The organism is Vibrio hepatarius (genome assembly GCF_001274785.1).
In the GTDB taxonomy this organism is placed as follows: Bacteria; Pseudomonadota; Gammaproteobacteria; order Enterobacterales; family Vibrionaceae; genus Vibrio; species Vibrio hepatarius.
Genome location: NZ_LHPI01000001.1, coordinates 196,081 through 217,794, shown reverse-complemented (window position 1 = coordinate 217,794; position 21,714 = coordinate 196,081). Strand labels below are relative to the sequence as shown.

Here is a 21,714-nt window from a genome sequence, read left to right as displayed (position 1 = left end):
CACGCCCAAACGGTTTAATTGATACTGCGGGCGTGGCGACGTTTGACTAAATACATACTCGTATCGGCTTCTCGCAACATGTCTTCGACGTCTTCATATTCCGGAGCATACAAGGCGCAGCCGATACTGACTTGTAAATCAATCAAATGCTGGTCGTAAATCACCGGACTGTGACTGATCGCCTTCTCAAGCTTAGATTTGATGTATTCGACATCGTGTTTACTCGCCATGCGTGGGAGTAAGATTAGGAACTCATCGCCACCAATTCGCGCAACGACATCAGAACTGCGCAACACACCTTGGATACGTTCCGAGGTTGCGATGAGGACTTTATCCCCCGCGCCATGACCGTGCGTGTCATTGATGCTCTTAAACTTATCTAGATCGATCGACAAAATAGCAAAGCAATCTTTGAGGTTATTCCTTTTCGCCGATTCAAAATGATTTTGTAGGGTGTACATAAAATAACGTCGGTTTGGCAGTAGCGTCAGTTCGTCTTGCAATGAACGTCTGTTCGCAACGGAATACAAACGGAAAATCTGCCCAAACGAAAGTAGCAGCGCTAGGATCATCGGGTAACCAATCAATCGCACCGCGTGCACGCTGTACCAATCGCCGTAACTTAATAAGTCACCTTTCTCTGCCGCCGCAATCACCCAGCTACCGTAAGGAAAATAAACGTGTTCAATCGCAAAAGCATCGTCGAAGGTTGATTGTTTACCGTAGAACAACTCCCCTTCTTCACCAGAACTGTCGGTGCCGCGCATAGCCAGTTGGTATTTATGCTCAAACGCCTCTACGCTCGCCTCTTGAAACAATGACTCGAGTTCAATAACCGCGCTGCATACGCCCCAGTAACGCATATTGTAAGGTGGATCTTCAAAGATAGGCACACGCGCAATCAAGCCTTTGCCACCTTGCACTAAGTCGACTGGCCCCGCGATAAAAATTTCTTGTACTTCACGTGCTTTTCGTACGCTGAAGCGTTGGTCCGGTGTGCTGTGGTAATCCAAACCAATCGCGCGCTCGTTCCCTTCTAATGGATAGATGTACTTGATGACATCGTTTGGCGCTAACCCAACAACGCGAATATGGCGACTCTTACGCATAATGCTGGAAGCCATAAGATCCCAGCCAGAGAATTCAAACTCTGGATTAGCTGCAATTAACGCAGAAAGGCCGTTCGCCACATAGATGTCCGACACAATTGCAGACTCCAGTTCAGAACGAACAATAGATAACTCTTCTTTAGCGCGTGCGCGAATACTCTCACGCAAAAACGTTTTTTGGCTGGCGTCTAAAGACTCAACCAATGTCACAGCGAGAACAGTCAGCAGCAAAATAAATAAAGTAACAGACCAGTGTCTGCTCAGGCGATCCCGCATCACTCCCCCAAAAAAATCCACTACCACTAATGCGGTGCAAATGCCGAAAGCCAACTGAGTTGCTTTAGATACTGAATAAGATCATTGTATTTATATTTCTATTATTTATGTAAAATACATGACTCTGAATAAACTTTCACCGTAAATTGGCTAAAAATCGTTGTCGTGGCACGTTAAATGCCGCAATAGCAGGCGAAAATACATCCATTTGACGACAAAACATCTCAATAAATGCTGTTCTGCAACTATCCCATTGTTTTTACAGAACATCATCTAACGGTTATTCCTAATTATAGTCGCTAACCGAATTGTGTGCGGATTTGATGAACTTAACCTTCTGATGATTTATTGCGTCTATCTGACAGCAAGTTTACATCAACACTAATAATGAGTGCTAACGTCGAAACGAACTAATCTCACTGTTTGCTACACTCACTAAAGCCAGCGGCTTGATATTTTTATTAGGGATAACATCAAGTTTGCTAAACGTTATGGAGCTGAATATGCGCCAACAAATCCTTGCTTTTGTACTTGGTCTTGCGCTACTGCCAGGTGCCTTTGCAGACACTAGTTACCAAGAGTCTGCTGACATTATTAAAGAAACTTACGAGACCCAGTTATACACACTCTCGGCATTCAAAGCAGGGCATTACGGGCTAAGAATGTACCGACAAACTCTCGACGACAAATATGCCGCGGCAGTTTGGAGTGATATGGCGCGAGTCGCGAGTCGACTTAATCGCTTTGCGGCGGAAGTTCATACTCCAGAGCAAATCTTACTCCATTCTGAAAAACGCATTGCTGGCTACTTAGATGAAACCGATGAACGCAGTGTTAGGCGTTACAACATCACTCGACATATGCCGGAATACCTTTACCTAGGTGTCGATCTATTAGGTTCCATGGCGCGCGCGAATGAATACGGCTTAAAACACAAAGACGATGCGAAACTGCGTCAGGTGATCCGCCGTTACGATTTCAACAAATACGCCACCAACCCAGAAATGATTGAAGCTTGGGCCGCGCAATTGGCAAATCAGGTCTTTTGGTTGCGTCAGCTTGGCGAGCAAGACGTGGTTGAACCTTTTATTAAAGCGTTTAGAGAAACGTACCCTGACGAGAAAGACAAAGCGCTCAATACTCAGCAATACGGCAATAAACTTTACGGCTTAACCCATATCATTTTTGCTGACTCCGCTTACTACCAGTATCGTGTAGACGAAAAGCAATACCAATGGATTTATGATTACTTCCGCGAAAACATCGACACCATTTTGCTGCGTGCTAAAGAAGACATCATCGCAGAAGTGGGCATCAGCTTCTTGTTGGCGGGCTTGGAAGATGATCCTGTCGTAGAGAAAACAAGAGACGCAATCCAAAAAGCGCTACATAAAGATAAAGGTATGATTCCTTCTGTCCGTGGTGATTTTGATTTAGCGTATGGCGAACACCGCAATGTATTAGCCATCATGCTGCTAGATTGGCAAAAAGTGAACCCAGCACCAACTGTCACTAGTCAGCCTAAAGTGTTTTCCAGTGTGCCTTACGGCTTAGTCGCAAAATAAAAACGATGGTTCATAATGTAAAAACGCCTCTCAATTTGAGAGGCGTTTTGTTTAAGTAAATTGATTCACATCAGCCTGACATGTACATCAACCAAAGCGAACAAAGCATAATCACTAACAACCATACGACGTAACGAACGGTATGTGGTTTTTCCTTTTTCGGCACAATAATCGGCTTTAATGCCGCTTCTCTGGCACTGCGCAATAGCGACTCCTTACGAGCAATTTCATCACGCCTTTTTTGCGCCTTTCGTGCGACTTTACCAAACCGATGCCATTGGTCTGGCGTCATATCTTGGTTTGGATCGTAACCGGAGTTGTGGCCAGGATGTTTTGGTAACACTGCCATACTCACCTCCTCACCATATGGCTTCCTTAATGTTAATTATAGCCAAGGTTTATTTTGATAAACTTGATATTTATTGGCTAAATCTTCGGCATTTCCGAATCTTTTATCAGTGAGAGGAGAGATTAGGGAGGGAAAGAACAGCGCCGCTAGAAGATGCAGCGCTGAAAATAGCTTACAAGTATTCGCACAAATAAGCAGTTGTCACCGGCAGACGCAAGTCGAATGACGAGTCACCCGCGACTTCAAAAGAGTCACCATCTTTGTAGGTTGTCCACTCGCTATCGCCAACGCGTTTAATGGTCATTTCTCCTTTAACCACTGTCATACGTTCTGGCGCTGCTGTGCCAAACGTGTACTCACCTTCAAGCATGACACCCACGCTTGAGTTCTCTTCACCTTGCGTGAAGCCCAAAGATTTAACGCTGTCTTCAAAGTAGCTGTTTACTTTAATCATTGATTCCTCCATGAATACCCCACCTGGGGTCAATTCGAATAAGTGAGTAACCTTTTATCTCAATTCGGTGAGGTGAGCAATAGAGCAAACGGGGTCATCAACGATTTAATTACTGCTACCCCACTGATATTTATCACTTAAATCAAGAGATCGTGCTTAAACGTGAGAGTTGATTACGATTAATCTCTGAATGACCTTGCTCTGTCAGAAGCTTCTGTCGTTTTCTCGAGCGGGTAAATACAACAAATGAAAATTGCCGCAAACTTTTGGACTAAGGTTCAATTTTTTGCTTGTAATAATTGCGTCAGTACTCAATATCTAACAAGCTTAATTGATTAAACGATAATACGTTCGGTAAACGAACTCTGCTAATGGATTTAAGCTTTACTCATGGCACGAGCCCAACTCATCAAAACCTTATTCATCTCTCTAATTTGTGCCCTAGCCATTGGATTCTCGTCTCTTCTGTACTTCAGCTATCAAGACTACGTTAACCCAGAGCAAGTGTATTCACGTTGGATTGAAATTGGCTCACCAAAGTACAACACCGAAGTGCTGACTTTGAATGATAAAGGCGTATTTCGTAACGGCCGTTTGATCGCCACCAGCTTTGAATACGATGGTGAGAAGATTTACATTACAACAGGTGATGGTACGTCGGTTTACCAAGTCACTGGTACTTTTGATTCGCCACAGCTAAAACGTATCCAACCCAATAGCCCTAGCCAACAGTTTGTTAAAGAAGGCTTTGAAGGTACTATCGACCTAGAAGGCGGCAGCGCTGCCAACCGCCGCGCGGCACTGAGTAATCATTTCGACGAAGAGTAATCGCAGCAACTTTTACTTTGTGTCATAAACAAACTAGTTTGATAAAGATCAACACTTTATACTGGTGACATATTCTCGCAACGTAAAGCAAAAATATGGACCAGTTACTCGCACAATTGCCTCCGTCTGTTGTCGCACTGCTCGATAAGTGGGACAGCAATGTTCTCCTTATCACCATTGCCAGCTTCTTAGCTTGGTTAGTCTGGAAAGTCATCTACAACCGTCTGGAAATCCTGACCCAGAAAACCCGCTTTCATTGGGATGATTTGATCCTTGCTTCCGTGAGCGCCCCCATCAGCGCACTGATCTGGTGTTGGCCAGCAACCATCTCACTAGGCTTTATCTTAGAAGATTACACACAATCGAAACTGGATTGGCTGAGCACACTTAAGCTGATGCTGGTGATTGGTATTTTCGTTTGGATCACCATGCGTCTGGTCACCAATATCGAAGACTACGCACTAACACAGAAAAATCGCGACGAAACCACAGTTCAAGCGGTCGCCAAAGTGGCTCGCTTATTCTTTATCGTTATCGGTGCGCTGACCATCATGCAGTCGTTTGGCTTGAGCCTGTCAGGCTTACTGACCTTTGGTGGTGTCGGTGGTTTGATTGTCGGTTTGGCAGCAAAAGATTTGCTTTCCAACTTCTTTGGCGGCTTGATGATTTACTTTGACCGTCCGTTTAAGGTCGGTGATTGGGTACGCTCGCCTGACAGAGAAATCGAAGGCACGGTAGAGAGAATCGGCTGGCGAATGACGATTATCCGTACCTTTGATAAACGACCTTTGTACGTACCTAACTCTGTGTTTAGCAGCATCGTGGTAGAAAACCCATCTCGGATGCTCAACCGCCGAATCTACGAAACCATTGGCGTACGTTACGACGATTCGCAACAAGTGTCGCTGATCGTTGAAGATATTAGGTCAATGCTTGAATCCCACCCAGACATCGATGCCAAGCAAACGTTGATAGTCAACTTCAATGGTTTTGGTCCGTCATCACTCAATATCATGGTCTACACCTTTACCAAAACGGTCAACTGGGTGCGCTACCACAAAGTGAAACAAGACGTGCTGTTAAAAATTATGCAGATCATCGACAACCGCGAAGCTCAAATCGCCTTCCCGACTCAAACTATCAAACTTGATTTAGAAAACGCCGGTGAGTTCGCTGGCATGCAACCGCAAACCGAGCATCAACAGTAAACCATGCAGCCCCGATTATCGGGGCTGAGTTTTATTAATCGTTGATTGTTGCTGGCTGAGTAAATGCGTAGCTTTGTTTAGCGACTTCTAGTGAATCATCCATCCACCAGAAATGCGTGTACGTTTCACCGTGCACAGGGTTGGTTTCACCCACCATTGGAGTGACCAGTTCTGCCCCGGTTACTTGCGCTTCTGCGATAAGGTCTGTCATTGGCTCATCCCATTTATGAGCAAACAGCTCGTACGTTGACCAATGCACAGGAAACAGCTTCTTCGCGCCTAGATCCATAAACGCTTGCATGGTGTGACGTGCTTGCATGTGACCCCAGTTTTCAACCGGAAACCCTTTTCCATCTTTAACATTTGCGGCGACTTCGATAAACGCCATATCAAACGGGCCAAGCTTGTCTGCAATTTGCTTGAAATGCGAGTCGTAGGCGGTGTCGCCACTATAGAAAAGAGAACCGGATTGGCCGCGCATCGCCCAAGACGCCCATAGAGTGCTATTGGAATCAAACCCGGTACGACCCGAGTTATGATTCGCGGGTGCGGCGGTGAATGTAACACTGTTGAAAGTCGCAGAATCCCACCAATCAAACTCTCTGATTTTGGAAGGCGCAACGCCCCACTTTTCTAGATGTCGACCTACCGCAAGCGGCACAAAGAACTCTACGTCTTTGTCTGCATAGAAGCGAACCGTCGATTCTTCCAAATGGTCGTAGTGGTCGTGAGAAATCACAATCACATCGGGCGTTGGTAACTGCTCTTTTGCGATTGGCGCGTTGACGTTGCGTGAAAATAACGACTTCGCGATCCAAGGGGACGCGTAATCAAACACTGGGTCAACCAGAACACGCGTGTTATCAATATCAATGAACAAGCTGGAATGTCCCAACCAAGTGATCCTAGGCTCAAGGCTTCGGGTTGATAGCTTGGCAACATCGACGGGCATATTTGGCAGCGTCGATTGCGGCTTTAACGCACCGCGCTGAAAGAAGAACTTCCACATCACTGAAGACATACTTTCTGGGCTTGCGACGTTAGGCATACGGGTAATCACTTTGCCATCTTTGAACTGGGTGGAGTCCACAATTCTTTCGAGCCGTTTTAGTTCGCTGCTTCTTGACTCAACGTTATCGTCAGCACGTAGAAGTTGGTTTAATCCCATCATGCCCAGTGCTGAAAGAACTGAAGCTTTGATCACATTGCTCATTCTCATGTCCTATTCGACTATCCCAAAAAGTAAACGATGGTGTATACTTTAGGCACAACAATATTAAAAGTAAACACCATCGTTTACTTTTAATTGTGATAGGTTGAGTTCATGATTAAAAGAAGTGATATAAAACAAGAAGATATCATCAAATCCGCCATTGCAGTTTTTTCTCAAAAAGGGTTTGAGCAGGCAAGCATGGAAGGCATTTCAAAGCATGCGGGTGTATCCAAGCGCACGCTTTACAAGTACTACGCCAACAAAGATGCCCTGTTTGAAGTCATTGTAGATAAACTAATGTGTCGCTTTGATGACCAATGTGAGCTGAAGTTTGAACCTTCTGTTTCAATTGAGCAGCAGCTAACGGACCTGACTCGTAAACAGATGTGCTACATCAATACCGAAGACTTCCAAATGACTGCACGTTTGGTTATGGCAGAGTGCATTCGTTGTCCGCATACGTCTCAGCTCCTGATGAAACGCTTCGAAGCGATTGGCGATACGTATGGATTGCACCAATGGGTTCAGCAAGGTATTGAGGCGGGCGCACTGGAAATAGACAATATCCCATTAGCGATTGAGCAGTTTATCGGCAGTATCAAGGCGATTGTCTTCTGGCCACAGTTGCTTGCCCACCAGCCACCACCAAGCGAAGAGCAAGTTAAAACGGCGATCCAACAGGCTGTGAACTGCTTTGTCTCGACCTATAAGTCCGCCAAATAGTTCGAATGTAACCAGATATTTCACTGTCTGGTTACATCCTTACATCACTATTTCCCACACTTTCGAAACGTTCGGCTCAGATTCCGTGAATTAGCTTAGAATATTCGCTTTCCGTTTTTGTGCGTCTATATTGTGTGAACGCATTATCAGCAACTTGGTCAATATCACCGGAAAATAAACATATCTTATTATTATAAAAGGGATAATTGGTATGTTGTATTTTGAATTCCTGTTCCTATTGCTGATGCTTTACATCGGCTCCCGTTATGGTGGCATAGGTCTTGGGGTAGTGTCTGGTATTGGCTTGGTTATCGAGGTGTTCATCTTTAAGATGCCTCCTACGTCGCCACCCATTACCGTGATGTTAATTATTTTGGCAGTGGTGACCTGTGCTTCGATTCTTGAAGCGGCGGGCGGCTTAAAATATATGTTACAGGTCGCGGAGCGTTTACTGCGTAGAAACCCAAAACGCGTAACGTTAATCGCTCCGTTTGTCACCTATACCATGACATTTTTACTGGGCACCGGACACGCGGTGTACTCCATTATGCCGATCATCGGCGATGTAGCGCTGAAAAATGGTATTCGACCAGAGCGCCCAATGGCGGCTTCGTCTGTAGCGTCTCAAATCGCGATCACCGCATCACCGATTTCTGCGGCAGTGGTTTACTACTTAGCACAACTGGCTGACATTCAACACAACATCACTCTGCTTTCTATCTTGTTAGTCACCGTGCCAGCTACGCTATTTGGTACATTGTTGATGTCTCTTTACAGCTTGAAACGCGGTAAGGAGCTAGACGATGATCCTGAGTATCAAGCTCGCTTAAAAGACCCTGAGTGGAAAAAACGTATTGAAACGACGACAGCAACTTCGCTGGATGAGGTGCTACCAAGCTCAGCACGCAACTCTGTACTGATCTTTATTGCGTCTATCTTGATGATCGTTGTGATCGCCATGGTGCCAGAAATTCGCACCATCGTTGATGGCGATAAACCGATCAAGATGTCGGTGATTATCCAAATGATGATGCTCTGCTTTGGCGGTATTATCTTGCTTGCAACGAAAACCGACCCACGTGATGTGCCAAATGGTGTGGTGTTTAAATCGGGTATGGTTGCGGCCATCGCCATCTTTGGTATTGCTTGGATGTCTGATACTTACTTCCAATACGCAATGCCTCAGTTCAAGTCCGGCATCGTCGATATGGTAACGACGTATCCGTGGACTTTCGCGTTAGCGCTGTTCATCGTTTCTGTTGTAGTCAACTCGCAAGCAGCAACCGCGCGTATGATGCTACCGGTCGGCTTAGGTCTTGGTTTAGATCCAGCGCTGCTCATTGGTATCATGCCAGCCGTTTACGGTTACTTCTTTATTCCGAACTACCCTTCAGATATCGCAACAGTGAACTTCGATACCTCAGGTACAACGAAAATCGGCAAGTGGTACTTTAACCATTCATTCATGTCTGTGGGTTTAATCGGCGTGATTGGTGCTTGCTGCTTGGGTTATGTCCTAGGCCAGATAATTATCGGTTAGCACCATATACATAACGTATAATATACGCCTGCATGATTTGCTATATTTTGCAGGCGTTTTTATCTGAAACTTGGTGATATAAAACCATATATGGAATGATATTCTATTATTTAATTGTCTAAATTAACGCTAAAAAGTGACTCTTTTATTTTTGCGACCAATTTCACTAAATCTATATGCTTATCAAAACACTTCTCTCAATTGCTTATTCTATAACCTATTGAGTCAGTGCTATAAAAATCAAAACTACAGGTTTTGTCTCAAAACTGAGAAACAACTTAACAAACACCAGTAATTAGCGTGATTGAATTCTTATCATACTTATTTCGCTAACATAAGTAGGCGTTTACCTTTTATAGTGGGTCTAGACTGTTGGCCAGAAATACTCTCAATGACTCGAATAACTTCAATTTTAAATAAAGTGGTGAAAGCAGTTTCCACTCATTTCCCACATATTATTCCGATCGCCGGAATATTCATTGCTGTATTTCTCGTGACCGCCGCCACTAATCACTATCAACTCCGAGAACATGTCATTGCAGACGGCAAAAAATCAATCGCAAAGCTGGAACAGTACATCGATAACGTCGCCGATGGCTTACAATTGCTGCACGACAGTGTTGGAAAAAGTTGCACTTTCGAAGACCGCCTCAAACTCAAAGAACACGTTTTTAACTCGCACATGATCAAAGAAATCGGCCTGTATAAAAATGGAACGGTTTACTGCACCAATGAAGGCCCTGCGAACATCCACCTTTTTAACTCAACTCTGCAACGCATCGCTGCTTCGCCAAAACACATTACGGTGTCACTGAGCCACTCACAAAGTCGATTGAGCACGTTTTTTATTTACGCTTCTGACGGGGAAGAAAGCGGTATTAATGCGTTGCTGCATCCAAACCAATTTCTCGAATTGATCTCTCCGGCCTTCGACCGCCGTAACTACGGCTACCAAATCCAAGTATTGCACAAAGTGATTCAGTCCCATCAGGAGCAGCAGCTTAGAAACAATCACTTGTTCGAGTTTTCGTCTGATCTTTATCCGTTTTCACTGACCATTTTCCTTACTCCAGCTACCTACAAAACCCACTACCTCTCTCATCTGGGCGAAACGATTTTGCTGGCGTTGGTACTATCACTGATTTATTTCATCGTCCGTTATCAAGCACTGGCTAAGCTCTCAGTCGAATACTCACTGCTGCATGCGATTAAGCAGGAGCAACTCGAGCTTTATCTGCAACCTATCGTTGATATCCACTCGCGCACGTTAGTTGGTAGTGAAGCTTTGATTCGTTGGAACCATCCAGCTCAAGGGCAGATCTCGCCAGAGCAGTTTATTCCTCTAGCAGAGAAGCTCGGTGCGATTGATCAAATAACCAAATATGCGTTTAAAGAAGTCACTCGCTTCTTAAAACAGAACCCTGACTACGTTAGTCAAAGTTACATCAGCATCAACATTAGTCGCTACCAAATCCTTAAGCCTGAGTTTGTTAGCTTTATCAACAGTTATGCGAAACGTTACCCGCAGTACACCCGTCGCATCGTGTTAGAACTGACCGAAAACGTCGACCTCACGCCCGAGCAGCTAGATATTGCCATCGGCAATCTTAAACACTTTCAACAACTGGGCTTTGAGATAGCGATTGATGACTTCGGCACGGGTTACTCTGGTTTAAACTTAGTGCGACAAATGAAGTTTGACGTAGTTAAGATTGACCAAGTGTTCACTAAGAGCCTGCATACCGACTCCAATATTAAGCCAGTGCTTAAATCAATGATTCAGCTTGCAGCGGATCTGGGGATGAAAGTAATCGCTGAAGGGGTAGAGAACGAGTCGCAAATCGAACAACTCGAGCAACTCGGAGTGAAGTACATTCAGGGTTTTTACTATGCCAAACCAATCAAACCAGATGATTTAGCGCGATTTCACCAAATGACCAATGAAGCGATTGTGCTCTCAGATCCAATCCCGAGATGGAAAAGCTAACCAAGATTGAAAGCACAAAAAGCCAGCATATTGCTGGCTTTTTTTAGTCATCGATTTCGATCTTTCTATGGCACACCGTGGCCTTTCGATGCCACCCAAACTCGATACCATTGCTCACGTGTCAACTCGATGTCCATCGCGGCAACCGCAGCTGAAACGCGTTCAATTTTACCTGAACCAATGATTGGTAACGGTTTAGACGGCAAGCGACGTACCCAAGCATAAATCACTTGGTCAATGCTCTCAGCACCGACTTCCTGACGAATTAGTTCTAGCTCGGCTCGCACGCGTTCCGCTTGTTCGGTTGCACCAGTGAAAATGCTCCCACCACCTAAGCAAGACCATGCCATTGGTCGAACACGCAACATTTGCAGTTGGTCGAGTGTACCGTCGTGCGCAACCTCGAAGTTGAGCGGGTTGATCTCAACCTGATTGGTCACTAATGGTTTAGACACACGCGATTGCAACAACTCAAACTGGCGTGGAGTAAAGTTAGACACACCAAAGTGCTTCACTTTACCGACTTTGTGTAGTTCGCTGAAAGCTTCTGCCACTTCATCGGCATCCATCAACGCATCTGGGCGGTGGATCAATAGCACATCAATACAGTCGATGTTTAAGCGCTCAAGTGAATTGTTCACCGATTCGTAGATATGTGCCACCCCCGTATCGTAGTGGTTAATCTTACGCTCTGGGGTTTTATCACCGCACAGCTTGATATCGCACTTGGTCACGATCTCAATTTGGTCACGAATCGACGGCTCAAGCTTAATCGCTTCACCAAACAACTTTTCGCATTCGTAGTTGCCGTAAATATCGGCGTGGTCAACGGTCGTAATACCCAGCTCGATGTGCTGCTTTAAAAAAGACAGTCGTTGCTGCGGAGTCATACCCCATTCAGCTAATCGCCAATAGCCTTGCACCAGTTCCGACATCTCTGGTCCCTGCGGGGCGATAGTTACTTTCGACACCATATTTTACCTCCTAAAATATCTGCCTATAACACTATGCTTGTTTGACAGTTCACTCAACGTATACTGTCGATTAATTCGAACTGGAGTACGAAATATGAGTTTTTCTGAGCGCTTAAAATCGCTAATTGGCGAAGAAAGCATCAGCGGCTTTGCAAGACGAGTCGATATATCCGAAGCCTTGATTCGCAAGTATCTAAAAGGCAGTGAACCAAGTTTAAGTAAAGCTAATCAAATCGCGATGCGAGCCAACTGCTCACTGGAATGGCTCGCAACAGGCTGTGGTTATTTATACCGTCAAGCCGAAGTTGTCGATATGGACGCCTACGAGATTGTCTATCGCTACCTCCACGGAGAAGCGCCCCATGACCAAGAAACACACCGGATGCTTATCTCTGGCTATCAATACCTTCGTGCGCACAAAAAAGCGGATGGCTTCTTGGATGAAACCGCGATGATTGCATTCCTACAACGCCACCCAAAAGAACAGAGCTAACCTACTCCCTTCAACTATAAAGCGTGAGCAGCGACAAGTTTTGGGGCGTAGAAAGTAGGAATGATGTCAGACCTTTTCCTTCGATTTATGATTAAAAAAACATCATAAAAACAAGGACGCCACGTGAAACACTCTACGTTAGCCACCACGATAGGATTATTGCTTGCCAGCACCGGAGCACTGGCGCAGCCTACTCTTTCGCTTTCGACTACCACCACCAGTCGCGACTTTCCACTAAACGCAGCGCAGTCTTTGGTCGTACCGCTGACAAAGCAAACATACCAAATCAAGGTTTCTGAACTGTCTGGTGACTGCCAAGCACCTGAGTCACAAAAGGTGAAGTTTCGCACGCCACTGCAACTCAACTGCGGCAAAGAAACTACGTTGGAGTTAAAGGTTCGCTTTGCTGGCGATTATTCTTTCTCGTTCGACCAACAGCAGCACACTCTCTCGATTGCCCGAGAAGCCAAGAAAAGTACTAGCAGCGTCTTTAAACGCCCGATTCCTCAAGTTAGCTGTGAAACCTATTCAGGTGGTACGGTGATGATTGCTTTGGACGATAGTTTTCCCGATGGCACGCGACTGAAAGACGCTTATTCTGGGCAAATCGTCACTGTCACAAAAGGCAGTGTCACGCTGACTCCAAGTGCTGAAAGTGGCGGTTTAGTGCTGCTTGAAACACTCGACAGCGAACACACCAAGCAACCCTTCACTTACCAAAACGCCAATATCTACTTTGTGATGGTCGATCGCTTTAACAACGCCGATACGATTAATGACAACAGTTATGGGCGCAAGAAAGATGGCAAACAAGAAGTGGGAACCTTTCACGGTGGCGACCTGAAAGGGATCACGGAAAAACTGGATTACATAAAAAGCTTAGGTACCGACGTTATATGGCTCTCGCCAATCGTAGAACAAGTGCACGGGTTTGTTGGTGGCGGTGAAAGCGGCAGTTTTCCATTTTACGCCTATCACGGCTATTGGACGCGAGACTTCACCAAGATAGACGCTAACTTTGGCACAGACGCGGATTTAACACATCTCGTCAGCGAAGCCCATAAACGAGGCATCAAGGTTTTCCTAGACGCCGTCATCAACCACTCTGGCTATTCAACATTGGCGGACCTTCAATTCGACCAGCTTTCGGTTGTCGATAGGACTCACCTGCCCGAACAATGGTCAGATTGGACGCCAAGCGAAGGTGAAAATTGGCATAGCTACCACAAATTAGTGGACTATCAAAATAAACAGTGGGCAAACTGGTGGGGAGCCGATTGGGTCAGAGCGGGCTTGCCGGGTTATACACCGCCAGGTTCAAGTGATATCACTATGACATTAGCGGGCTTGCCCGACTTCCTTACTGAGTCTGAACAAGCGGTTCAACCTCCGCAATGGCTGCTGAACAATCCAAATACTCGTGTTGTTGCCAAAGCCAATTACCGCGTCTCCGATTATTTGATCGAATGGCAATCTGACTGGGTTAAACGCTTCGGAATCGACGGTTTTCGCGTCGATACGGTCAAGCACGTAGAAGGTGACGTTTGGCAACGTCTCAAAACATCAGCCAGCGCGAGCCTCGACCAGTGGCGCAAACAGAACAATCAGCAAGGTGAACCATTTTGGATGATGGGAGAAGTTTGGGGACATTCGGCCTACCGCTCGCCGTACGCCGATGACGGTTTTGACGCGCTGATTAACTTCGATATGCAGAAGAAACTGGATAAAGGCGCGGCGTGTTTTAGCCAAATGCAGCCAACCTATCAAAACTACGCCGATTCAATGCAAGAAGCGCCAGATTTTACGCCAGTGAGTTACATGTCGTCGCACGACACCGAACTGTTTTTCGACCGTTTTAAGTCATTTGAAATGCAAACAAGCGCCGCAAACGCTTTGTTGCTCAGCCCGGGGGCAATCCAAGTTTATTACGGCGATGAAGTCGGCCGCGAGCTTGGGCCTTACGCAGATGACTTTCATCAAGGCACTCGCTCAGATATGGTGTGGAAACTGGATGAAAAACGCCAAGCATTACTGCAGCACTGGCAAACACTCGGCCAGTTCAGACAGCGTCACCCAGCGATCGGCGCGGGGCAGCATAAGGTGTTAGAGAACGAATCCGCGTATGTGTTCTCTCGCACGCTAGGCAAAGATAAAGTGGTTGTCGCATTCGTCGGCAAATAAACTACATCCAACAAAAAAAGGGCTCTCAGATGAGAGCCCTTTTTAGATGAAAACCATTACTTGTTGTTGCGACGTGTTTCTACCGCACCCGCCAATTGGCGTAACACTTTTTCAGTGTCATCCCAACCGATACACGCGTCAGTAATAGATTGACCGTAAGTTGGTGCAACACCGTCTACCAAGTCTTGACGACCTTCAACGAGGTGTGACTCGATCATCACGCCAAATACGGCATCTTCACCATTCGCAATTTGGCCAGCTACATCTTCCGCGACCAACATTTGGCGTTGGTATTGCTTAGAGCTGTTCGCGTGACTGAAGTCGATCATCACTTTCTGTGGTAGACCTGAACCTTCTAGCTCAGATTTGATCGCTTGAACGTGTTGCGCGCTGTAGTTTGGCTCTTTACCACCACGTAGAATGATGTGGCAGTCTGGGTTACCCGCCGTCTCTACGATTGCCGAGTGGCCGTATTTAGTTACCGACAAGAAATGGTGAGAAGCGCCTGCTGAGCGAATTGCATCCGATGCAATCTTAATGTTGCCGTCAGTACCGTTCTTGAAACCTACCGGACAAGAAAGACCCGACGCCAGCTCGCGGTGTACCTGAGATTCCGTTGTACGTGCACCAATAGCACCCCAGCTAATCAGGTCCGCAACGTATTGAGGCGTGATCATATCAAGGAATTCGCTTGCAGTCGGCAGACCCATATCGGTCAGGTCTAACAGTAGCTTACGGCCTAGGCGCAAACCGTCGTTAATCTTGAACGTGTCGTTTAGGTACGGGTCGTTAATCAGACCTTTCCAACCAACTGTGGTACGTGGCTTTTCAAAGTAAACGCGCATTACGACTTCAAGGCGGTCACCCAATTCATCGCGTAGCACTTTTAAGCGCTTACCGTATTCAATCGCCGCTTCAGGGTCATGGATTGAACATGGGCCGATGATAACCAATAGGCGATCATCTTTACCGTTGAGAATATCTGAGATCGCTTGACGTGAACGGAACGTCGTTGAAGACGCGGTTTCAGTCGCCGGAAACTTCTCTAAAACAGCAACTGGTGGCAATAATTCTTTTACTTTACTAATTCTGACATCATCGGTTTGGAACATGGCTTACTACTTCCTATTTTCTTGGTTTGAGCGCCGCACCTAAACGGTTGGTGCATAAATGCTCAACTTTGTTATTTCCTGTTCCCTGTAACTTATCTATCAAAAAACAAGGTTGCAAGCACTATTTTTATCAAAAGGCAATATTTCCGATAATTTTACACTTTACATATCGCGTAAAGAAATAATTACACCCATAAATGATAAGTGCCAGCCCAATGACTAGCAGGTTGGACAAAGCGTTAAAACATAAAGAAAAGCAACTTATTAGCGGGTGTAGCGAAGGCGATAATAGGTGAAATAGATAAGACTGCCCGCCAGCACTCCGCCAATATTGATACTTAAATCGAGGAGAGAAAAGTCTCGATTAGCATTGAACATCTGAGAAAACTCATCGATTGTCACCAAAGAGAGCAACAACCAGATCCAAGGTGATAGCGGAAACGACGCACGCTGATAATGGCGTTTAGGCGTCGCCCAAGAAGAAACAAAACCCAGTGTCGTCGCGACACATAAATGCAACACCCAAGAGCCACCCAGCCAATGCTCAACATCCAACACTGCGTAGGCATACCAGTCTAAAGATTTTGCTAACGACGCCGATCCACCAGCAACAATAACCAGCATCAACAACAGCAATCTTTTGCTCACATAACTCGACGGGTAAGACACGGACATCAATGGTTCTCCTTTGTGGGAAACAAAGGTTACTCGATGTCCCTGTCAGTTGAAAGTCCCTTAGATTAAATAATGGTCAACAAGCAGTAGCACAAATAAGAGCATCAGGTGATAAATGGAAAATTTGAACGTCGCGATGGCAGTTTGCTTGTCGGGATTGAATTTAAGCTTCCACGCGTAGCCGATAAATCCAAGGCTTAAACAGGTCGCTCCCACCCAATAAACCGTACCACTCATACCCACTAACGCAGGAAGCAAGCACACCAAGGTGAGCAACACGGTGTAAAGCAGTATTGAGGTTTTGGTGTATTCCACGCCGTGTGTCACGGGCAGCATCGGAATGTTTGCCTTGGCGTAGTCGTCCTTACGATGGATAGCGAGCGCCCAAAAATGCGGCGGCGTCCAGATAAAGATGATCATCACCAGTAGCCAGGCGTTTGCGTGCAGTTCTCCGGTGACTGCGGTCCAACCTAATAGTGGTGGCATGGCGCCTGCGATCCCTGCGATCACTATGTTTTGCGGTGTCGCTCGTTTGAGATACATAGTGTAAATCACCGCGTAGCCGAGCAAACTGGCGAACGTAAGCCATGCCGTCAGTGGGTTTACGAATGCGTACAGCAATCCAAAACCAAACACACCAATTGAAGTCGCAAAGACAAACACACTCACGACGTTGACATCCCCAGAAGGCAATGGACGCTTGTACGTTCGCGCCATAATCGCATCAATTCGTCTGTCAATCAGGTGGTTAAATGCGGCAGCCGATCCCGCCATCAGGCCAATCCCAGTTAGACCAAAGAGTGACTCGCTAACCGGAAGCGCACCGGGAACGGCCAAGCACATCCCAACCAACGCAGTCAGCAACATTAAGGCGACCACTTTCGGCTTAGTCAGTGTGAGGTAGACTCGCCAAGTCGATTTCGCGTGTTCAGCGGTATAACTTATGGTTTTACTCATCGTACGCTCTCCTTACTGACTAATCCTGAGTTTGCCGACACCTTACTGGTACTTGCTAATAACAGGTAATTGACCTGTAGCACTGAGACCAAAAGCAGCGCCGCGCCTAGGTTGTGCGCAACCGCAATCACCAAAGGCAAGCTGAACAATACGTTGCTTACGCCCAGCAAGATTTGAATCCCGAGCAGCAGTGCGACTCGCTTTGCTGCGCTCTTAAGGCGTAAACTCTCAGTACATAGCAACCGATAAACCATCGCCAATGAAAGTAATGTCACCAATAGTGCACCAAAGCGGTGGGTGACGTGAATCGTCATTCTTGCGCCGTATTCCAAGGTGCCAAACTCGTAACTATCACTGTGAGGTTGTAGCAGTTGGAAAGCGGTCTTAAAGTCCAAGTAGTTGACCCAATCACCCTGACAAATCGGCAAACTGGTACACATCAACGCAGCGTAGTTGGACGACGTCCAGCCGCCGAGTGCGATTTGCAACACCACAACACCCAACGTCACCATCGAGAGTACTCGCAGACCGGCTGACGCTTTCACCTCATCCAATGCAGGACAGGTCGAATCGCGCAGCTTCCAATACAGTAAACACAACAAACTGAACAAGGTGAAACCACCTAGCAGATGTCCCATCACCACAATCGGCATCAGCTTCATTGTCACCGTCCACATACCCAGCAGGGCTTGAAACACAATCACCAAAGACAGTAATACCGGTAAACCAAAAGACACCGCGCGGCTTCTCAGACACAAAAAGGTAATTGCAAACACCACTAAACCTAATGTTCCGGCAAAGTAGCGGTGGATCATTTCCAGCCACGCTTTGTGCGCTTCAACGGTTAAAGAGGGATAGAGTGATTTAGCCAGCGCGATTTCGTGGCTCTCATTAGGTACGGTGAGATGTCCGTAACAGCCCGGCCAATCAGGACAACCCAGCCCCGCATCGGCAAGCCGTGTATAAGCGCCAAGCATAATAACGATAAAGGTCAGTACTAAGCTGAGTCGAACCAGATTAATCAATCTCATACACGACACTCCTTGTCCCTTTTCTGTTAGCCCACGCGTGACAATTTAAGCAGTTTTCTCAGGTCCGCCAGTACGTTCTTACTCTGGGAAACCAGATCTTCCTGAGCCTGCGCTTTTGGATAGCGCATCACCAGTTGCCCTAAAGGGTCGACAATCACGTATTCGAAATCCGATAAGACTTGGTTAACCTCGCCGTTGACATGCACGGTATCAAAACCTTCCGTCTCTATCGCACCTAAGTCACTGGCATCAGTAATCAACAACACAGGGGAGACTCGCGCCTGATATTTACCCAGCGCAATGTGACTTTGACCTAGCAGGTATAACTGTTCAAGACAGAATTCATCGCAAACTCTTGGCACAACATAACCCAGTTGCCACTGAGCGCCTTGATATGGATTTTCTAGACCAAGAGATTCAAAGCTGGTTCTCGGCTCAATCAGTACCCCTTTGTTGGTGACTCCAGAGTGATACCAATGGTTGACTAAAACTGTCTTTGCCACCACAACGGGTAAGGCGAACATCAGGACTAGCGCGATTAAAATAATGCGTCCTCTTAGAACCGGATTACTCATGATGAACTCCTTTTCTTAACGCTCGGTACAACACCCACAAACTCAAGATGACTAACACTAGCGCCATCGAAAACCACTGCACCGCATAACCGAAATGTTTCGCCGAGCTAAGCGGAATTGGTATCCAAGGCTGCGCATACGGCCAAGGTTGATTCAATGGTTGCAACACGTATGGCTCAATATCAATCCTCCAATGATTGGATAGTTGCGCAATGTTTAAGTTCTGAATTCGACTTGGTACACCCTGCTCCAACATCAACTCGTCACTTAACGGGTTTGTGGACCGCTGATATAGCCTTGCTTGAACGTTTAACGGCTCTTGTAGCCAACCCACGTTGGGTAAATCACTTCTTGCTCCGCTTGCGGCGACAAATCCTCTTTCCAACAATGCGTATTTACCGTTGTCTAATGAGACCAGTTGATAAGCCAAATAACCGACTTTGCCCGCGTGAGTTTGATTGTCCAGCAGCAGATATCGTTTTGGCATTGGGCGAACAATTCCTTCAGCGCGTAAACCGGTCAGATAATCGAATTTCAATACCTCTAACTGAGCCAAAGGAATCATAGCGGCCGATTCTCTATCGCTAAGCCTTTGCTCTAACTGCTGTTTTTCATCCGCACGCGAAAGTTGCCACAATCCCAAGTTGATCAATATCGAAAAGACAACCACAGTTAATAACATCCCCAACCAAAATGTGGGCTTCTTCGATAACCCAACAAAGGACAACCAAATGGTATTCATCTTCAAACTGCTGTTGGTCGTGTTATTACTGTTTATCATCGTCAATCTCGCCCGAGCAATGTTCGAAATGGTCAAAGGTCCTCGTTCAGACCTCGAAGATGAAACTCACCAAGACAAACCGATGAGCTTCTACCTCGGTAAACGCGTGTTCCTCTCTGCCCTTGCGGTTATTCTCCTGATTGCGGCGTTACTCAGTGGATTGATAGAACCCAACGCTCGTCCTTATTAACTCTGCCTACAGCACATAAACGAACGTGAATAGGCACAACCACACCACGTCAACAAAGTGCCAATACCAACTCCCCGCCTGAAAACCAAAATGGTCTTTAGGCGTAAAATGGTCTTTGGCGATACGCCCTAAAAGCACGGTCAGGAAGATGGTACCGAGCAACACGTGCATACCGTGGAAGCCGGTTAGCAAGAAGAAGGTGTTGCCATACACACCGGATTGCAAAGTAAGCCCTAGTTCCTGATAAGCATGGATGTATTCCACGCCTTGGTAGTACAAGAAGAAACACGCCAGCACGATAGTAATTTCCAGCCAAACCACCAGCGCCATGCGCCTGTTTTGTTCTAGCGCCACATGCGCCATGTGCAGCGTGATGGAAGAGGTGAGTAGGATGATAGTGTTGACCAATGGAATCCCCTGCCAACTCATTGCTTCTGTCGTTGTGCCCGATGGCGTGGTGGTTAACGGCCAAAACGCCTCAAACGACGGCCAGAGCAGTTCGTGCGTCATGGCGTTGTTGCTCGCACCTCCGAGCCAAGGCACCGCTACCATTCGTGCGTAGAACAGCGCGCCAAAGAATGCGCCGAAGAACATTACTTCTGAGAAGATAAACCAGCTCATCCCTTGCCTAAACGAGCGTGAGATTTGGTCCGAGTACTTTCCGGTCAGCGATTCAGTGATCACACTGCTGAACCAACCAGCAAACATATAAAGCAAGAACAAAACCCCAGACAGCAGGATTAGTTTACCGAAGACACTCCCATCTCCGCCTTCCGCCATGTTTTGCACCGTTACTCCGGCCCCGACTGCGATCAGAAACAGCGCGACCGCTCCAACAATTGGCCAGCTACTTTGCGCTGGCACGTAGTAAGGCTGATGTTTTGAGCTCATTGATTTGCTCCTTGCGGTTGAGCATTCAAACGCGCTTGACTGACACTGGCGACTTTAGCCACTGGATCAGCTTTCTGAGTAATGTCGTATAGAGTGTAAGACAGCGTCAGCGTGTGAATGGAATCAGGGATATCCGGTTCGATGTAGAAAATCAGCGGCATTTCCGCTTGCGCTTTACCTGCTAAGGGTTGCTGGTTAAAACAGAAACATTCAATTTTGTTGAAATAACTCGCGCCTAAACCCGGAGATACGGATGGAACCGCTTGACCGACAATATCGCGATCGGAAAGGTTTTTGGCGAGAAAGGCAGTTTGAATCACCTGCCCAGGGTGTACTTGCATAAAGGCTTGTTTAGGTTCAAACGACCAAGGCATGTCGTGATTTCGATGCGCCATAAACTCAACCCGAATCGAGCGCGACTCATCCGGCACCATACCTTGCGGTTGCAGTACCGATTCGGTATTCGTCTTACCGTTAATTCCCAAGGTATCGCACATCACATCGTAAAGCGGCACCAAAGCAAAGCCGAAGCCAAACATCGCCACAACTGCCATCAGCAGTTTTAGCGTCAGCTTGCGATTGGATTGACTTTGCTCTTCCAT

General features: G+C 46.5%; 22 protein-coding genes. 9 read left to right on the top strand and 13 right to left on the bottom strand.

Annotation, left to right across the window (positions count from 1 at the left end):
- Positions 1–14 precede the first annotated feature (14 nt).
- The gene (locus AKJ31_RS01040; protein ID WP_053407234.1) at positions 15–1,385 is read right to left on the bottom strand and encodes a diguanylate cyclase; all 1,371 of its coding nucleotides are present in this window, start codon (positions 1,383–1,385) and stop codon (positions 15–17) included.
- A gap of 503 nt (positions 1,386–1,888) precedes the next feature.
- Between AKJ31_RS01040 and AKJ31_RS01035 the strand changes: the two genes are divergently transcribed.
- Complete coding sequence (locus tag AKJ31_RS01035; RefSeq protein WP_053407233.1) at positions 1,889–2,950, top strand: DUF3541 domain-containing protein; 1,062 nt, start codon at positions 1,889–1,891, stop codon at positions 2,948–2,950.
- A 70-nt stretch (positions 2,951–3,020) separates the two neighbouring features.
- Here the strand turns inward: AKJ31_RS01035 and AKJ31_RS01030 are convergent, their stop codons facing one another.
- Both AKJ31_RS01030 and ppnP read right to left on the bottom strand, forming a co-directional pair.
- The gene (locus AKJ31_RS01030; protein ID WP_053407232.1) at positions 3,021–3,299 is read right to left on the bottom strand and encodes a hypothetical protein; all 279 of its coding nucleotides are present in this window, start codon (positions 3,297–3,299) and stop codon (positions 3,021–3,023) included.
- A gap of 172 nt (positions 3,300–3,471) precedes the next feature.
- Positions 3,472–3,753: a pyrimidine/purine nucleoside phosphorylase gene (gene ppnP, locus AKJ31_RS01025; RefSeq protein WP_053407231.1), complete on the bottom strand. Its 282-nt coding sequence runs from the start codon at positions 3,751–3,753 to the stop codon at positions 3,472–3,474.
- Between the two features lie 390 nt (positions 3,754–4,143).
- On the opposite strand from ppnP, the gene AKJ31_RS01020 reads away from it, so the two are divergent.
- Entirely contained in the window at positions 4,144–4,581 is a 438-nt protein-coding gene (locus tag AKJ31_RS01020) for a DUF2850 domain-containing protein (protein WP_053407230.1), read from the top strand.
- A gap of 95 nt (positions 4,582–4,676) precedes the next feature.
- On the top strand, positions 4,677–5,789 hold the full coding sequence (locus AKJ31_RS01015) for a mechanosensitive ion channel family protein (RefSeq protein WP_053407229.1): 1,113 nt from the start codon (positions 4,677–4,679) through the stop codon (positions 5,787–5,789).
- A gap of 34 nt (positions 5,790–5,823) precedes the next feature.
- Here AKJ31_RS01015 and AKJ31_RS01010 read toward each other — a convergent pair whose 3' ends face one another.
- A complete protein-coding gene (locus AKJ31_RS01010; protein WP_083439937.1) occupies positions 5,824–7,002 on the bottom strand; it encodes an MBL fold metallo-hydrolase in 1,179 nt (392 codons plus the stop codon).
- A 111-nt stretch (positions 7,003–7,113) separates the two neighbouring features.
- Between AKJ31_RS01010 and AKJ31_RS01005 the strand changes: the two genes are divergently transcribed.
- The 3 genes from AKJ31_RS01005 (at position 7,114) to AKJ31_RS00995 (ending at position 11,252) form a co-directional block, all read left to right on the top strand.
- On the top strand, positions 7,114–7,725 hold the full coding sequence (locus AKJ31_RS01005) for a TetR/AcrR family transcriptional regulator (protein ID WP_053407227.1): 612 nt from the start codon (positions 7,114–7,116) through the stop codon (positions 7,723–7,725).
- Between the two features lie 211 nt (positions 7,726–7,936).
- Positions 7,937–9,265: an anaerobic C4-dicarboxylate transporter gene (locus AKJ31_RS01000; protein ID WP_053407226.1), complete on the top strand. Its 1,329-nt coding sequence runs from the start codon at positions 7,937–7,939 to the stop codon at positions 9,263–9,265.
- Positions 9,266–9,656: 391 nt separating this feature from the next.
- Positions 9,657–11,252, top strand: coding sequence for an EAL domain-containing protein (locus AKJ31_RS00995; RefSeq protein WP_053407225.1), 1,596 nt, complete (start codon positions 9,657–9,659; stop codon positions 11,250–11,252).
- A 65-nt stretch (positions 11,253–11,317) separates the two neighbouring features.
- Here the strand turns inward: AKJ31_RS00995 and AKJ31_RS00990 are convergent, their stop codons facing one another.
- On the bottom strand, positions 11,318–12,226 hold the full coding sequence (locus AKJ31_RS00990; RefSeq protein ID WP_053407224.1) for an aldo/keto reductase: 909 nt from the start codon (positions 12,224–12,226) through the stop codon (positions 11,318–11,320).
- A gap of 94 nt (positions 12,227–12,320) precedes the next feature.
- Here AKJ31_RS00990 and AKJ31_RS00985 point away from each other — a divergent pair, with 94 nt between their 5' ends.
- Positions 12,321–12,719, top strand: a complete 399-nt coding sequence (locus tag AKJ31_RS00985; RefSeq protein ID WP_053407223.1) for a helix-turn-helix domain-containing protein — start codon at positions 12,321–12,323, stop codon at positions 12,717–12,719.
- 123 nt (positions 12,720–12,842) lie between these two features.
- Positions 12,843–14,900: an alpha-amylase gene (locus tag AKJ31_RS00980; protein WP_053407222.1), complete on the top strand. Its 2,058-nt coding sequence runs from the start codon at positions 12,843–12,845 to the stop codon at positions 14,898–14,900.
- 56 nt (positions 14,901–14,956) lie between these two features.
- Here the strand turns inward: AKJ31_RS00980 and aroG are convergent, their stop codons facing one another.
- The 6 genes from aroG to AKJ31_RS00950 all read right to left on the bottom strand — a co-directional run bounded on the left by aroG (position 14,957) and on the right by AKJ31_RS00950 (position 19,992).
- Complete coding sequence (gene aroG, locus AKJ31_RS00975) at positions 14,957–16,012, bottom strand: 3-deoxy-7-phosphoheptulonate synthase AroG (RefSeq protein WP_053407221.1); 1,056 nt, start codon at positions 16,010–16,012, stop codon at positions 14,957–14,959.
- Between the two features lie 264 nt (positions 16,013–16,276).
- Entirely contained in the window at positions 16,277–16,687 is a 411-nt protein-coding gene (locus AKJ31_RS00970; RefSeq protein ID WP_053407220.1) for a VanZ family protein, read from the bottom strand.
- 60 nt (positions 16,688–16,747) lie between these two features.
- Positions 16,748–17,644, bottom strand: a complete 897-nt coding sequence (gene cyoE / locus AKJ31_RS00965) for a heme o synthase (RefSeq protein WP_053407219.1) — start codon at positions 17,642–17,644, stop codon at positions 16,748–16,750.
- Positions 17,641–18,675 (bottom strand): COX15/CtaA family protein, encoded by a 1,035-nt coding sequence (locus tag AKJ31_RS00960; RefSeq protein ID WP_053407218.1) that lies wholly within the window; start codon positions 18,673–18,675, stop codon positions 17,641–17,643. The genes cyoE and AKJ31_RS00960 overlap by 4 nt, the downstream gene beginning before the upstream one ends.
- A gap of 26 nt (positions 18,676–18,701) precedes the next feature.
- Entirely contained in the window at positions 18,702–19,250 is a 549-nt protein-coding gene (locus AKJ31_RS00955; RefSeq protein WP_053407217.1) for a hypothetical protein, read from the bottom strand.
- Positions 19,243–19,992 (bottom strand): SURF1 family protein, encoded by a 750-nt coding sequence (locus AKJ31_RS00950; protein WP_053407216.1) that lies wholly within the window; start codon positions 19,990–19,992, stop codon positions 19,243–19,245. The genes AKJ31_RS00955 and AKJ31_RS00950 overlap by 8 nt, the downstream gene beginning before the upstream one ends.
- On the opposite strand from AKJ31_RS00950, the gene AKJ31_RS00945 reads away from it, so the two are divergent.
- On the top strand, positions 19,982–20,221 hold the full coding sequence (locus tag AKJ31_RS00945) for a DUF2909 domain-containing protein (protein WP_053407215.1): 240 nt from the start codon (positions 19,982–19,984) through the stop codon (positions 20,219–20,221). The genes AKJ31_RS00950 and AKJ31_RS00945 overlap by 11 nt on opposite strands.
- A 6-nt stretch (positions 20,222–20,227) precedes the next feature.
- Here the strand turns inward: AKJ31_RS00945 and AKJ31_RS00940 are convergent, their stop codons facing one another.
- Both AKJ31_RS00940 and AKJ31_RS00935 read right to left on the bottom strand, forming a co-directional pair.
- Positions 20,228–21,112, bottom strand: a complete 885-nt coding sequence (locus AKJ31_RS00940; RefSeq protein ID WP_053407214.1) for a cytochrome c oxidase subunit 3 — start codon at positions 21,110–21,112, stop codon at positions 20,228–20,230.
- The gene (locus tag AKJ31_RS00935; RefSeq protein WP_053407213.1) at positions 21,109–21,714 is read right to left on the bottom strand and encodes a cytochrome c oxidase assembly protein; all 606 of its coding nucleotides are present in this window, start codon (positions 21,712–21,714) and stop codon (positions 21,109–21,111) included. Before AKJ31_RS00935 ends, AKJ31_RS00940 begins: the two co-directional genes overlap by 4 nt.

Excerpts from the sequence above, each read along its gene's own strand:
- AKJ31_RS01040 (WP_053407234.1), bottom strand. The coding sequence starts at position 1,385 with ATGCGGGATCGCCTGAGCAGACACTGGTCTGTTACTTTATTTATTTTG.
- AKJ31_RS01035 (WP_053407233.1), top strand. The coding sequence starts at position 1,889 with ATGCGCCAACAAATCCTTGCTTTTGTACTTGGTCTTGCGCTACTGCCA.
- AKJ31_RS01030 (WP_053407232.1), bottom strand. The coding sequence starts at position 3,299 with ATGGCAGTGTTACCAAAACATCCTGGCCACAACTCCGGTTACGATCCA.
- ppnP (WP_053407231.1), bottom strand. The coding sequence starts at position 3,753 with ATGATTAAAGTAAACAGCTACTTTGAAGACAGCGTTAAATCTTTGGGC.
- AKJ31_RS01020 (WP_053407230.1), top strand. The coding sequence starts at position 4,144 with ATGGCACGAGCCCAACTCATCAAAACCTTATTCATCTCTCTAATTTGT.
- AKJ31_RS01015 (WP_053407229.1), top strand. The coding sequence starts at position 4,677 with ATGGACCAGTTACTCGCACAATTGCCTCCGTCTGTTGTCGCACTGCTC.
- AKJ31_RS01010 (WP_083439937.1), bottom strand. The coding sequence starts at position 7,002 with ATGAGCAATGTGATCAAAGCTTCAGTTCTTTCAGCACTGGGCATGATG.
- AKJ31_RS01005 (WP_053407227.1), top strand. The coding sequence starts at position 7,114 with ATGATTAAAAGAAGTGATATAAAACAAGAAGATATCATCAAATCCGCC.
- AKJ31_RS01000 (WP_053407226.1), top strand. The coding sequence starts at position 7,937 with ATGTTGTATTTTGAATTCCTGTTCCTATTGCTGATGCTTTACATCGGC.
- AKJ31_RS00995 (WP_053407225.1), top strand. The coding sequence starts at position 9,657 with ATGACTCGAATAACTTCAATTTTAAATAAAGTGGTGAAAGCAGTTTCC.
- AKJ31_RS00990 (WP_053407224.1), bottom strand. The coding sequence starts at position 12,226 with ATGGTGTCGAAAGTAACTATCGCCCCGCAGGGACCAGAGATGTCGGAA.
- AKJ31_RS00985 (WP_053407223.1), top strand. The coding sequence starts at position 12,321 with ATGAGTTTTTCTGAGCGCTTAAAATCGCTAATTGGCGAAGAAAGCATC.
- aroG (WP_053407221.1), bottom strand. The coding sequence starts at position 16,012 with ATGTTCCAAACCGATGATGTCAGAATTAGTAAAGTAAAAGAATTATTG.
- AKJ31_RS00970 (WP_053407220.1), bottom strand. The coding sequence starts at position 16,687 with ATGTCCGTGTCTTACCCGTCGAGTTATGTGAGCAAAAGATTGCTGTTG.
- cyoE (WP_053407219.1), bottom strand. The coding sequence starts at position 17,644 with ATGAGTAAAACCATAAGTTATACCGCTGAACACGCGAAATCGACTTGG.
- AKJ31_RS00960 (WP_053407218.1), bottom strand. The coding sequence starts at position 18,675 with ATGAGATTGATTAATCTGGTTCGACTCAGCTTAGTACTGACCTTTATC.
- AKJ31_RS00955 (WP_053407217.1), bottom strand. The coding sequence starts at position 19,250 with ATGAGTAATCCGGTTCTAAGAGGACGCATTATTTTAATCGCGCTAGTC.
- AKJ31_RS00945 (WP_053407215.1), top strand. The coding sequence starts at position 19,982 with ATGGTATTCATCTTCAAACTGCTGTTGGTCGTGTTATTACTGTTTATC.
- AKJ31_RS00950 (WP_053407216.1), bottom strand. The coding sequence starts at position 19,992 with ATGAATACCATTTGGTTGTCCTTTGTTGGGTTATCGAAGAAGCCCACA.
- AKJ31_RS00940 (WP_053407214.1), bottom strand. The coding sequence starts at position 21,112 with ATGAGCTCAAAACATCAGCCTTACTACGTGCCAGCGCAAAGTAGCTGG.
- AKJ31_RS00935 (WP_053407213.1), bottom strand. The coding sequence starts at position 21,714 with ATGGAAGAGCAAAGTCAATCCAATCGCAAGCTGACGCTAAAACTGCTG.